This window comes from Bacteroidota bacterium, from assembly GCA_030706745.1.
Taxonomy (GTDB): domain Bacteria; phylum Bacteroidota; class Ignavibacteria; order Palsa-1295; family Palsa-1295; genus PALSA-1295.
The window spans coordinates 130592-142959 of sequence record JAUZNX010000004.1 but is presented as its reverse complement, the minus strand read 5'-3'; the positions used below and the strand labels follow the sequence as shown (position 1 = coordinate 142959).

Below are 12368 nucleotides of genomic sequence, written 5' to 3'. Positions count from 1 at the left end.
CCATTGCGAATCCAGTTACTTGCCGACGACAGATATCGCGATAGCTTCGCAAGCTATCTCTCGTCGCAAGCTGCGATCGAATTGGTGTCGGAATCGCCGGATGCAGTTTTTGATGCGGCTTTTCTCGATGCCGGGCGGAAGATAGAGCAATTGACCTCTTTAGCGTCGTCAACTCGGATTCTTACCAACACCCTGACACTCTCGGCAACGAGAGTTCGAAGCGCGCTTTCCGATGGATCGCAAGTGATCGGGCTGCCCATCTTTCCGAATTATTTCGATCGACAGAAGACCGTCGAAATCTCACTCCCGATGGGAGCGAGCTACACCGCTGAAGTGGCAATGAACTTCCTCTCAGCCCTCGGCAAAACCGGCGAGCAGATTGGCGACACTGTTGCTGGAGTTTTCCCGCGCACCCTTGCGATGATCGTAAACGAAGCCGCCTTTGCCGTGCAGGAGTCAGTTGCTGCCGCGCAAGATATTGACGTTGCGATGAAGCTTGGCACGAATTACCCTAAAGGACCGCTGGCCTGGTGCGATGAGATCGGCGCGGAGACTATCGTAGCCATACTCGATGCGCTTGCCCGTGAACTTGCGCCGGAAAGGTATCGAGTCGCCCCGCTACTGAGGCGCCACGCAGAAGCCGGGATGAAATTCCTCGATTGAAGGTTTCAGTTTTTCTAATACACTATTCTTCATTTCCCGATGCTTGTCTCGCTCGAAAACTCTCAATTTTTTGGTGCCGCTGAAGTCGCTGAGTTGCGTTCGCTTGGCTTGTGGCAGGATTCCAACACGACACCGGCAAAGCTCGCCTTCGCCGCGCTGTTGCTGGCTCCGGTGATGCAAATCGTCGTCCGTGACGATGCGACTTCGACTGCGGAATTCCAGGCGATGCAGGAATACTTGCAGAAGATCGAGCGCGATTTCGCGCTGGCCTCACATTCCGACATGGAATCGATCGGGACTGATATGGGGCTCCTTCCGATGCTCCGGGGAACGTGGGACACGAATATGTTTCAGCGGGCGCTCTCGCTCCTCGCAGCCGTCATGAGCCGTCTTTCGGAGCGGGAAGCGGACGATGTGCGCAACGCGATTTCTAAGGCTGCTCTTGCCGCAGTCAGGGCCGGAAGTCCGCACATGATCAGCTTTCACATGGTCGATGACAAAGAGCGCGCCATGGTGCAGGACCTTATCCACCGGCTCAAGCTCGAACGATCCACAGAAGGACTCAACTTGCTGAGCAAGGCAAGGACGTAATTCAGAACCAGGATTACGCGGACGATTAATAGGATTTTGTTTTCGCTTAAAGTGCCAGCGTGTTTTACTCACTAAGAAGTACTTAGATCGTCACTAGGACAATCCGAAAAATCGTCCACGTAATCCCCCTCAATCCGTGAAATCCCGGTTCAACTGTAATCCCCGTTCAAAAATCTCTCTACCTCTTCAACGTTCTTTGGGCTTCCAACAATAAGTGGTGTCCGCTGGTGCAGATGCTCGGGCTGAATCTCCAGTACACGCTGCGAACCATCGCTCGCTTTGCCGCCGGCTTGCTCAACCACGAAGGACATGGGGTTGGCTTCGTATAGCAGCCTGAGCTTGCCTTTGTGACTCTTCACATCAGCCGGATAGAGGAATACGCCGCCATAAAGTAACGTCCGATGGACATCCGCAACCATCGAGCCAATATACCGGAGCGAATACGCCTTCTTGCGCTCGTCGGGCACATCCATCTTTGCCCAGTCGATAAACCGCTGAACGCGCGAATCCCACTTATGGTAATTGCCTTCGTTCACACTGTAGATCGATCCGTGTTGTGGAATCCGAATATCATCATGTGAAAGCAAGAACTCCCCGACAGAGGGATCATACGTAAAGCCAAATACGCCGCGACCCGCAGTGTACACCAGCATGGTCGAAGGCCCATAGATCGTGTAGCCCGCTGCCACTTGCTTGTAGCCGGGTTGCAGGAAGTCGTCGAGCGTACCGTGGGTTTCCTCCGGCGTGACGCGTCGAAGAATCGAGAAGATCGTACCGATCGAGACGTTCACATCGATGTTCGAAGAGCCGTCGAGTGGATCGAACAGCAGTACGTAGCGGCCACACTTGTAATCTTTTGGGATTGGCAGAATATCCGGGTCTTCTTCGCTGGCCATGCCACAGAGATGCCCACCATGGTCCATGGCGCGGTAAATCACCGTGTTGGCAAAGGCATCGAGCTTTTGGACGATCTCGCCTTGCACGTTGACATCGCCTGTGGCGCCAAGCACATCGACCAGACCGGCCTGCATGACCTCGCGGTTGATGATTTTGAATGCGAGCGTCAGATCGCGCAGTAGCGCGGAGAAATCGCCCGTGGCACCATCAGAGCGTTCAGCATCGGCGCTGGCCTGCTGCTCGATGATGTGGCGCTCGATCGTGATTACTTTATCGTGGACGAGGGGCACGGCTCAAAGACAAATGACGAATGACAAATACAGATCAATGAATTCCAGTGTGACCGAAGCCGCCGGAGGCACGTGCCGTTTCCGCAAGTTGCGTGGTTTCGATCACTTCGACGCGCTCGTACTTGCTGATAACAAGCTGTGCGACGCGCTGGCCGCGCTCGAATCGAACCGTCTCTTTGCCATGATTGATGAGGATCACCTTCAACTCGCCGCGATAATCGGCATCGATCGTTCCAGGCGAGTTCAGACAAGTGATGCCGTGTTGTGCGGCAAGACCGCTCCGAGGCCGCACCTGGCCTTCATAGCCTTCCGGAATTTCGAGCGCGATACCGGTCGGGGCAAGCACGACCGCACCAGGCGCAATTTCGACCGGCTTATTGACGCGAATATCCATACCGGCAGCATGTTCGGTCGCATAACCGGGAAGCGGAATGTCACTGTCCGTGTCACTCAACCGTTTAATCAAAAGTTCAGACATCAGAATCGGCATTTATGAGATATTTGGGATATGCAAGATGGTTAACATGTCCGCTATTGCGATTCATCCCGCAAATGAAGGAACGTTCCGAGCACAAAATCCCATTCATCCCGAATATCTCATAAATCCCGGTTCTGACTCATGATCCTCCTTGATCCGAACAACTATTCCGATGGCGTTGCGTTCTTTCGCGACATGCACAAACAAGTGCTGCATTCGTGCGTTGAACTCGAAACGTTGCTGAAGGACGCAGAAACTCGCGGAGTCTTCAAGAGCTTTGCTACCCAACCGGAATGGGAAGAATTGTTTCGGTTCTTTACCGTCCTTGCGCCAGAACATGAGCGCGACGAAGAACGGTACTTATTTCCTTTCGTGATCGCAAAGGTGCCTCACGTTGGCTTTCAGCCGCCGAATGCACCGATCCGGTTCCTGATCGAAGGCCATACGGTTCTCGAGCAGAAGCTGCGAGCGCTCGTGAAAGACTGGGAAATCTTTCGTGCGAAACCGCACGACCCGGCGGCCCTTGAAGCGTCGCACGCGCAGCATGCTGCGGAAGACGCCGCCTTTATAGCACTTGGCAAAGAGCTTGCGATTCTCTATCGCGAGCACGTCCGGATCGAAGAGCAGCGAGTATATTCTGTGGCCGATCAGGTCCTTTCGAATTCTGACAAGCTGGAGTTGATCGAGAAACTTCGGCGCGGGCATGATAACGAAGCAACGACACCGTTGCTCGAATTTGAGCATCCGCAGTTTAGCGACCCTTCCCGAAATGTTCAGAGCAGTACAAATGCTCAGGCAACGACCTCGTTCAATTACGAGGAGGACGATGAGGAAGGCTCCGACCTATACGAACTCTAACTCCCGCTGATCGCCGGGATACTCGATCGATCCGTTCTTTAGAATGGCGGCGTGCTCGTTCAATTTCGCAACCTCAACTTTTCCAGTGCCCATAATGTGGCGAACGACAAAACCTCCCGCGAGCAGATAATCTGTGATGATCCGCCGGTGACAACGCCACCAGAGTGCTTCGGCACACATAAATGCCGTCCGTTTCGCTCGAGCGAGATGAATCAACTCATCCAGACCTTCTCGAAATCCGGCTGTCTCCGCATAGTCAGCGTAATTCCGGAAGCTGGCGTTTTCCCAGTAGGTATTTCGTGATGCGGGCTGATCCTTGCGGTGCCCTCGTAGCCCGCCGAGCGCCGCAAGATGGATGTATTCGATGCCATGTTTCTTCAGCGTGCCTGGCAAGGTTTCGCGGTTGAATTGTGGGTTCGTACGCGATCGCGGCACGGTCCTAACATCAGCCAGTAGCTCGATCTCATTCTCTTCGAGCAACGAGACGAATTCCTCGATTGGACGATTCGAATGTCCGACTGAGTATACAATGCGTTTACCAGGCATACGCTTCCGGGGCAGCGCCGCCCGGACCGGGAAAGATTTCGTCCAGTCGCTTCAGTGTCTCGTCTTCAATTACGATTGTGAGCGCCGAAACTGCTTCGTCCAATTGCTCAACGGTCCGCGGACCAACAATCGGAGCCGTGACAGCCGGTTGCCTGAGCAACCATGCAAGTGCCAGCACACCCGGTGCAACTCCGATTTCTTTGCAGAGCGATTCGTATGCTTGAATTTGAGGGCGCGCTTCATCCAGCCTCTGCTGCACGCCCGGGGATGTTCTGCGACCATCACCTGATGCCTCAAGAATTCCACCGAGCAATCCCCCACCGAGTGGCGACCAGGGTAGAAGGCCGAGTCCGTAATGCTGACAAGCAGGAATGACTTCGAGTTCGATGGTGCGGTCTAAGAGATTGTAGAGACTCTGCTCGGAGACGAGCCCGAGATAGTTGCGTCGTTTTGCTGCTTCGCAGGCAGCGGCAACATGCCAACCGGCAAAGTTCGAGGAGCCGCTATAGACAATCTTGCCGGATGTGAACAATTGCTCGAACGCCTGCCATGCCTCGTCCCACGTGATCGCGCGGTCGATGTGGTGCATCTGATAGAGATCGATATAATCCGTCTGCATGCGCTTCAAGCTTGCTTCACAGGCCTTGCGGATCGCGAGCGCTCCGTAGCGCGCGTTGTTCGGCCACGGGTCCATTTCGCCATAGAGTTTGGTTGCGAGCACGACCTTCTCGCGCCGGCCATCGCCTTGCGCGAACCAGTTACCGACGATTGTCTCGGTTGTTCCGCGCGGTGCGGGACGGGTATAGACGTTCGCGGTATCGAAGAAATTGACGCCAAGTTCGAGCGCGCGGTCCATAATCCGAAACGCTTCCGCTTCAGGTGTGCGATGACCGAAGTTCATCGTCCCAAGACAAAGGCGACTGACTTTCAGGCCGGTCCGGCCAAGGTTCGTGTAGTCCATGTTTGAAAATATTGAGCATCGGCAAACGAGCACCAAGTTGAATCGTTCAATGCAAATTCCTCGTTCTCAACTTGTCACGCGTTACTCGTTACTCATAACTCGCTACCGATGAGCACCCTGATCTTCGACATCGAAACCATCCCGCTTGATTTTGAAACCTCATTCGATGAAGTGCAGCGCGATTACCTGCTGCGCGGCGCTGTCACAGAGGAAGAACGCGAGCAACGAAAGGGCTGGGGCGGACTCAATCCGCTAACCGGCAAGGTCGTCTGCATCGGCACTCTCGTGCATGAGACGCTCAAAGGTAGCGCACTCTATCTTGCCCAGGAAGAATCGGATGAGATCGTCGAACGCGATGGCATGAAGATCCGGTACAAGGCATTCGTGGATGAGTCCGCCCTATTGCAGCATTTCTGGAATGGCCTTTCGGAGAAATACAGTGGCGTCGTTACTTTCAATGGCCGCAATTTCGATTGCCCCTTTCTCATGCTTCGTAGTGCGGTGCTCGGCATTCGGCCATCGGTCAACATGATGGCGGGCACCCGGTGGGAATTCAAAGTTGGCGGCTCAGCCAGCGATCGGTACAGCGGCATCGAACACATCGATCTCCAGGACAAACTTTGTTTTGGGCAGGGCTTCGATAAAGCGGGAGCGACCCGGAAGTTCAATCTCGATTTTTACACCAAGTCATTCGGAATTGCTTCACCAAAGTCGGAAGGGATTGCGGGCGATAAAGTCCCGCTCTTCTTCAGTGAAGGCCGCCACAGAGAAATTGCGGAGTATTGCATGCGGGACGTCAAGGCAACTGGAGAGTTGTACGAGATGTGGAGAACAATGCTAAAGTATTAGTCTGAAAACATCTTGCCACCAGGTAAGATTATTGCTCATTTATTGCGTTATGCATCCCATTTTCCAAAGAAGGATGCACCATTCCGAGCTCGGCACCGATCTTGCACTCAAACGTCAATATGAGCGAAAAAACCAGAAAGAACAACGATCAGGAAGACGAGCTGAACCAGTCTCGCTTCTTTGCAGAACGCGGTGCCGAAGTTGTAGAGACAGAGGCCCCGAGTGAAGAGGGACCCGAGGTCGAGGAAGAGGACATCCTCGATTCAAAGAGCCGTTTTCGCGAACCCGTATCCGAACTTGACCGCCCGAATCAGTCCGTCGATCCCGAAAGTGAGATCGCGAACCGAAGCCCATTCTTCGGACAAGGCTTCGAGAAGGGCGACGACACTGGCATCCGGCGCAAGGCAGAGAAGTCGAAAAACGAGGATAAGGCCTCTCTCGGTTCATAGTGGGCGTGCCTTTGAGACTGTAATCCCGGGCTTGATGGCCTCGGTAACATGTTGAGGGACTGTTATTCCATCCGAACATTCAGGGTGAGCAACCGGATGGTCCTGGAACCGGAATAAAGGAATTCGCGTCAAGTCGATTTCGGCTTATGTTGAGCTTCTTGCGCCCAGTGAAGACCCAATCGTCCCTCCCCCTATCTCCTGCTATGCTCGCGAGCGCAGGGACCATACTGGGTTCGATAGCACTGATTCCTCGACTGCTGTTCGCCATGCAGATGGACCAGTCATTCCATCATTATCTCGGATGGACTTTACTCCATGGCGGGTTGCCCTATGTCGCATCGTTCGACCAGAATTTTCCCGGCGGAGCGTTTATTTATGCGCTTGCGATTCTCCTTTTTGGCACCAGTGCTCTGGGTTTTGCCACGTTCGATCTGCTCGTTCAGATTCTGACGTGTTGGCTGATCGCGCGATTGGCCCGACGCCTCGATGCGAGTGGCGTCGCTGCGCTCTTCGCGCCATTACTCTACGCCTTTACCTATATTGGTCTTGGCGTCTGGGACACGGGCCAGCGGGATTGCTTTGTCGCTCCGATGCTCGTTTTTTATGCAATACAATTGCTGCGCACCGATCGCGACGAGCATGTGGCTTCTGCATGGGGCTGGGCTGGCCTGATGCTTGGGGCGATGTTATTGGTCCGGCCACTCATGGTGCTGGCGGGGATTCCAGCATTATGGTATCTCTTCACGCAACGGCGTGAAACGACTCGCCGCAGTCTGTTGGTCTTTGCACTATCGTCCGTCCTGCTTCCCTTGGCAATTATCTTCTTCTATTTGATCGTTGGCCATGTAGGCGAGTTGTTCGAAGCCACAATCCTATTCAATCTCGAGGTATACGGCAAATTTCGTCATGGAGTGACTTTCCGCGGTTCCGGCGTCATGACTTACTTCTACTTCGCAGGATTAGCACTTGTGTTCTTTCAATCGCATGACAGACGTCCGCTCATGCTCTTGTTGGCCCTCTGTTTCGTCGCACCAATTTCGACATTTATCCAGGGACAGGGCGATGCACACCATTTTGTGCCAACCTACTCGATCGCCTGCGTTCTTGCAGCATTGGGATTTGCGGGTCTGATCTCATGGTCCAGACAAAATCGCTTCGCAATCGTGGCGCTTCTCATGGTGCTGCTCGGGTTTGGCGCAACTCGTTTGCCGATGCGGCTCCTTCGCGACTGGCATGAGGGCAAATCTCTCGAAGCGATCTACGCAGACCAGCAGCGAGGACAGATGAATCTTCGTGACGAACTTGCGACGGGAAGATACCTCAAGGCACACACCTTCGAAGGTGACTACATACAGATATTTGCAATGCGAATCTGGCCCTACCAGCTCTCGGGCCGGAGTGCCAGTTCTCGCTTTCAATCGAATGAGCATTTGTTGATGCACCCGATCGAAGCTGAGCCGCTCACACCATTGCAGCAATCATGGCGCGCAGAATTCCTTCGTGATCTCACGCGGCATCCACCGGTCTACGTGCTCGTCACGACCGACGATCATCTTTGGATGCTGCCGCATGGGGAGTCATCGATGGAGCAAATAAAGCGGTTTCCGGAATTCGAATCGCTGATAGAGAAGTCCTATACCTTAGATACCACCATCGGCTCATATAAGCTTTTCCGACGACACTCGGCAGTTTGAAGGATTACGAAATTTTCGTTCGCAAATCGCCGGCGGCTTGTCGCACAAGTGGTGCATCCGGCAATGAACCTTCGGGTGTGAATTTGTCAATGATTGTCGGCAGCAGTTGGGCCAGTTCGACGGAGACTTCACTGGCTGGCAGGCCCGCTTCATTCGAGATTGATGCTAAGTCTCTGGGGCCGAGAATACGCTCGACTTCTGCCGCTGTAATTGCCGCGTTAATACCGGGTCCTATCCAAGTTCGGGTTGCCTCCGGCGCTAATTCGTTGAATCGATTGACCAACGAGGAGAAGGAGAGTTGCCCGCTTTCGATCCGCGCCAGCACAATCCCCATGAGGGCCGACTGAGTCGAGGAGGTCACTTCACCGCGCGATGGACTACCAACAGTCTGCGCGATTCCGTGGCTGATCATCTCTCGCGTACCATCTGAAGTCACATTAGAGTTATTCATGCTCTGTGAAAGAGCAATTCCCGCGCCGTTAAATACTAAAAGGAAATAGAGCCGTTAGAATGCAGATCGCTTGAATTGAAACACCATTCTTGCCGCCACGTAGCCACCAACACCACATTCTCAAATCCCATGAAATTTCTGAGCATTGCTACCCTTCTTTTAATCCTCTCCGGCTGCGGTCGCAACATATCCACCGTCTTCGAAACGTACACTGGCAATGGGACCATTATAACAGATCAACGGACGCCAGGAAAATTCCAGTCGATTGAACTTGAAGGCGAGTACGAGGTCATCCTGTCGCAGGGAGAGCCATCCGGAATTCGCATCGAAGCAGATAAGAACCTCCTCGAGCATATTACCACCACAGTTAAAGATGGCAAACTGACGGTCAGCTCGGAGGGCAATCTTCGGCCAACGAAAACGATTCGGCTTTATATTTCAACACCGACCTATAGCGCGATCGATCTCGCGGGATCCGGTGAGATTCACGCGACCACACCGATTACTTCCGATAGGTTGAGTCTCGAACTTTCGGGCTCAGGGACCTACGATCTTCAGGTCAAAGCAAAAGATTTGACTACCACCATATCCGGCTCCGGTTCGATCAAGCTCGCAGGTTCAGCGGAGAGCCATATCGGTGAAATCGCTGGCTCCGGCAATCTTATCGCCGATAGTCTCTATTCCGGTACCTCCAAAATCGATGTCACAGGTTCCGGAGGAGCCGACGTGAACGTGTCACGTCGGCTCGATGCCTCCATCGCTGGTTCCGGCAATATCCATTATATTGGTGGCGTTACCGATGTCCACACAAGCATTGCGGGCAGCGGCACGGTCGAGCGCGCCAAATAGCGAGCGCTTGCAGATCAGAACTTCAGCTTGGCAATATTCGCCTTCACATCATCTGCACTTCTTTGCAGCGCAGCCGCTTCATCCGGCAGTAGTTTGATCTCGATGACCTGCTCGACTCCAGTCTTACCGATCTTGATCGGTACGCCGGCTACGGTATCCTTCAGGCCATACTCCCCATTGAGCCACACGGCGCTCGGCAACACGCGGTGCTTGTTCTTCACGATCGATTCTGCCATCTGCACGGCGCCTGCTGATGGGGCGTAGTACGCGCTTCCGGTCTTGAGAAAGTTGACGATCTCAATGCCGCCATCGCGAGTGCGCTGGACGATCTCGGCCAGCCGCGCGGCGGGAATCAGCTCCGTGACAGGTATCCCTGCAACGGACGAGTACCGAGGAAGCGGCACCATCGAATCGCCATGGCCACCGAGCACAAAGGCTGTTACGTCCTCGACCGAGACATTCAGCTCTAACGCGATGAATGACCGGAACCGTGAAGAATCCAGCACGCCGGCCATCCCCATGACCTTCTCGCGTCCCAGGCCGGTCCGCTTCATTGTGACGTAGACCATCACATCGAGCGGATTTGCCACCACAATAAAGATCGCGTTTGGACTATATTTGATCGCGTTTTCGGCGCAGCCGCCAACGATCTCGGCATTTTTGATGAGCAAATCATCACGTGACATCCCCGGCTTGCGTGCAAGGCCAGCCGTGAGGATGACAATATCGGAATCCTTGGTCTCTTCGTATCCATTGGTACCGATCATGCGAGTGTCCGAGCTTTCGATCGGGGCGGATTCCCACATGTCCAAGCCTTTGCCCTGCGGGAGGCCTTCGACGACATCGACGAGCACAACTTGCTCGGCGAGTTCCTTATCTGCAATGCGTTGTGCGGTGGTTGCGCCAACATTTCCGGCGCCGACTACGGTAATCTTCATGCTTTTTCGTTCTGAGGAGTGAATTGTGGAGAACGGTGATGGTAATTTCCATTACAAAAATACGAAGATTGCGGCGGCCCGATCAAAGATTCATTCTGCATCTCTGCGACATACCTTCGGGCCCAACGCCTAGGGAGTATTCTGAGGATCTGGATAGAGAATTTCCAGCACGGCAGCGAGTGTATTTGGCGCGTTCCCTTCGGTGCGGTTATTCACATAGGCATAGAGACCGCGTCGGGAGGCGTTAGCCTGCTGAACCGCTTGCGCGAGCCCTTCACGCAGACGTGGCAACGCCAATTGGGTACGATTGTACGGTGCGAATTCTTCGACAGCCTCATTGTGCTTGGTGCCTGGCCGGACGAGCGCGCGAATCACCGAAAACGGTGCACTGAACACTCCCGGTACTTCGATCTGCTCCAATATTTCCGGCATCCAGGTCTGCTCGTTTAGCACGTGCGCAACGCCGTGATACTCGAGGCAATCCAGGTAACGCGGAAACGCCAGTAACTCCGGATCGCGCACCTCGACAGCCAGCTTCAAGTCTGTTTTTGGGATCACGTTGAGAAATGCATGCAAATCCTTGACGAATCCGAGCGGCGAATAATCAATCTGACCGAATGGCTTGCCGAAAAAATAGGGACTGAACTCGAAGACGATCGGCCCCAGCTTCTCACCAAGCGAACTGCGGACCGGATCCAGGAATTGCTCGACGAAGAGTTGTGCGATGAGATAATCGGGATTCGTGCGGCCATCACGGTTTCGCCGCTCGGTAATGGTATTGGTTACTTTGATTGCGAACTTGAAATCATCGGGCAATTGCTCGGCATAAGAACAAAGTTGCTTTGGCTCTGGGAAACGCCAGTAGCCGCCATCGAAGCAGACGGTGGGGAAGATGCTCGCATATTCACTGAGGCACTCGGCCTCGAATCGCTTCTTGCTCACGCTCGATCGCGCGCCAGAATAGTCCGCACGATAGACCTGCCCGATCCAGCCCTCGTATTTCCAGGACGAGGTACCGAGATAAATCCCTTGCTCCGCAAGAGCCTTCAGTTTGGGCGCGTGACGTTCGGCGGAGAAATCCATGACTCACAACAACAACTTGCACTTGTAGCAGTGCCCTTTACCCGCGTAAGCTAAAGCGTGCGCTACAAAACACAGGCGCTAGAACCGAGAGTGCGATGAGTCGCTTCGGGAGCATGGACATGTGACCGTGCGAATCGGCGCGCGGCCCGGCTAATACACGTCGTCATGGTTGCCAATGTCCTCGAGCGTGACGAGATCTGGTTTGACGAAGGAAAACACGACTCGGAGCTTTCGGGTCAGACTGAAGGCCATTGAGTCCTTCAAATGCCCGGAAAGCTTGTGCGTGTCGAGCGATGGATCGAATGGATTCTTAACGAAGACTTCTAACTTCTCTTGCAATTTTTCGCGCAGCTCGGGACGCCGCCGGACCAGCTTTGCGTATGCGCGAATAAAGCCGCTACTCTCAACGATCCGGACCATTTTCGTCGAGCCGGCGCATGAACTCGCTCACGTCGGATGTCGGCACACGCTTGCCGCTCTTCGCTTCCTCGACGGCTTGCAGATGATTCTCATAGATCTCCTTTCTTCGCGCTTCGATGAGATCGCGCTTCAGAAGATGCTCGAGTTCCACCTTCTGTTCAACCGACCGGTGCCGAACCTCCTCCACTAAATCCGAGAATGTCATGCTGGTTTCTCTGTCCATCTTATACTGATAATAATATTGGCCTGGAAGCGGTTCCATCGGCTTCGCGAAGCCCTGCGCGGGAGAAAAGGTGCCCAGTGGATTTTTATGGCCTGCCCGATTTTTGTCGTACATTAGTCAGTGGGTTT

General features: G+C 54.0%; 16 protein-coding genes. 7 read left to right on the top strand and 9 right to left on the bottom strand.

The window, feature by feature from the left end:
• The first annotated feature begins 3 nt into the window (after positions 1–3).
• Complete coding sequence (locus tag Q8902_06940; GenBank protein ID MDP4199289.1) at positions 4–663, top strand: 3-hydroxyacyl-CoA dehydrogenase family protein; 660 nt, start codon at positions 4–6, stop codon at positions 661–663.
• A gap of 39 nt (positions 664–702) precedes the next feature.
• Positions 703–1254 (top strand): hypothetical protein, encoded by a 552-nt coding sequence (locus tag Q8902_06935; protein ID MDP4199288.1) that lies wholly within the window; start codon positions 703–705, stop codon positions 1252–1254.
• 149 nt (positions 1255–1403) lie between these two features.
• Here Q8902_06935 and fbp read toward each other — a convergent pair whose 3' ends face one another.
• Together fbp and dut are read right to left on the bottom strand one after the other, a co-directional pair.
• Positions 1404–2411, bottom strand: a complete 1008-nt coding sequence (gene fbp, locus Q8902_06930; GenBank protein MDP4199287.1) for a class 1 fructose-bisphosphatase — start codon at positions 2409–2411, stop codon at positions 1404–1406.
• Positions 2412–2475: 64 nt separating this feature from the next.
• Positions 2476–2919, bottom strand: a complete 444-nt coding sequence (dut, locus tag Q8902_06925) for a dUTP diphosphatase (GenBank protein MDP4199286.1) — start codon at positions 2917–2919, stop codon at positions 2476–2478.
• Positions 2920–3060: 141 nt separating this feature from the next.
• Between dut and Q8902_06920 the strand changes: the two genes are divergently transcribed.
• On the top strand, positions 3061–3777 hold the full coding sequence (locus Q8902_06920) for a hemerythrin domain-containing protein (protein MDP4199285.1): 717 nt from the start codon (positions 3061–3063) through the stop codon (positions 3775–3777).
• Here Q8902_06920 and Q8902_06915 read toward each other — a convergent pair.
• Both Q8902_06915 and Q8902_06910 read right to left on the bottom strand, forming a co-directional pair.
• Entirely contained in the window at positions 3763–4323 is a 561-nt protein-coding gene (locus Q8902_06915) for a DUF488 domain-containing protein (protein ID MDP4199284.1), read from the bottom strand. The two genes, Q8902_06920 and Q8902_06915, sit on opposite strands and share 15 nt — an antisense overlap.
• Entirely contained in the window at positions 4313–5284 is a 972-nt protein-coding gene (locus Q8902_06910) for an aldo/keto reductase (protein ID MDP4199283.1), read from the bottom strand. Before Q8902_06910 ends, Q8902_06915 begins: the two co-directional genes overlap by 11 nt.
• Positions 5285–5392: 108 nt before the next feature.
• Between Q8902_06910 and Q8902_06905 the strand changes: the two genes are divergently transcribed.
• The 3 genes from Q8902_06905 (at position 5393) to Q8902_06895 (ending at position 8276) form a co-directional block, all read left to right on the top strand.
• The gene (locus Q8902_06905; GenBank protein ID MDP4199282.1) at positions 5393–6133 is read left to right on the top strand and encodes a ribonuclease H-like domain-containing protein; all 741 of its coding nucleotides are present in this window, start codon (positions 5393–5395) and stop codon (positions 6131–6133) included.
• 119 nt (positions 6134–6252) lie between these two features.
• The gene (locus tag Q8902_06900) at positions 6253–6582 is read left to right on the top strand and encodes a hypothetical protein (GenBank protein MDP4199281.1); all 330 of its coding nucleotides are present in this window, start codon (positions 6253–6255) and stop codon (positions 6580–6582) included.
• A gap of 167 nt (positions 6583–6749) precedes the next feature.
• Positions 6750–8276, top strand: coding sequence for a glycosyltransferase family 39 protein (locus Q8902_06895; protein MDP4199280.1), 1527 nt, complete (start codon positions 6750–6752; stop codon positions 8274–8276).
• A gap of 4 nt (positions 8277–8280) precedes the next feature.
• Here the strand turns inward: Q8902_06895 and Q8902_06890 are convergent, their stop codons facing one another.
• Positions 8281–8727: a YidB family protein gene (locus Q8902_06890; GenBank protein MDP4199279.1), complete on the bottom strand. Its 447-nt coding sequence runs from the start codon at positions 8725–8727 to the stop codon at positions 8281–8283.
• A 129-nt stretch (positions 8728–8856) separates the two neighbouring features.
• On the opposite strand from Q8902_06890, the gene Q8902_06885 reads away from it, so the two are divergent.
• Positions 8857–9576 (top strand): head GIN domain-containing protein, encoded by a 720-nt coding sequence (locus Q8902_06885; GenBank protein MDP4199278.1) that lies wholly within the window; start codon positions 8857–8859, stop codon positions 9574–9576.
• A gap of 14 nt (positions 9577–9590) precedes the next feature.
• Here Q8902_06885 and mdh read toward each other — a convergent pair whose 3' ends face one another.
• The 4 genes from mdh to Q8902_06865 form a co-directional block, all read right to left on the bottom strand.
• The gene (mdh, locus tag Q8902_06880) at positions 9591–10514 is read right to left on the bottom strand and encodes a malate dehydrogenase (GenBank protein ID MDP4199277.1); all 924 of its coding nucleotides are present in this window, start codon (positions 10512–10514) and stop codon (positions 9591–9593) included.
• 129 nt (positions 10515–10643) lie between these two features.
• Positions 10644–11597, bottom strand: coding sequence for a DUF72 domain-containing protein (locus Q8902_06875; GenBank protein ID MDP4199276.1), 954 nt, complete (start codon positions 11595–11597; stop codon positions 10644–10646).
• A 150-nt stretch (positions 11598–11747) separates the two neighbouring features.
• Complete coding sequence (locus tag Q8902_06870; protein ID MDP4199275.1) at positions 11748–12017, bottom strand: type II toxin-antitoxin system mRNA interferase toxin, RelE/StbE family; 270 nt, start codon at positions 12015–12017, stop codon at positions 11748–11750.
• Positions 12001–12354, bottom strand: coding sequence for a hypothetical protein (locus Q8902_06865; protein ID MDP4199274.1), 354 nt, complete (start codon positions 12352–12354; stop codon positions 12001–12003). The genes Q8902_06870 and Q8902_06865 overlap by 17 nt, the downstream gene beginning before the upstream one ends.
• Positions 12355–12368: the final 14 nt, after the last annotated feature.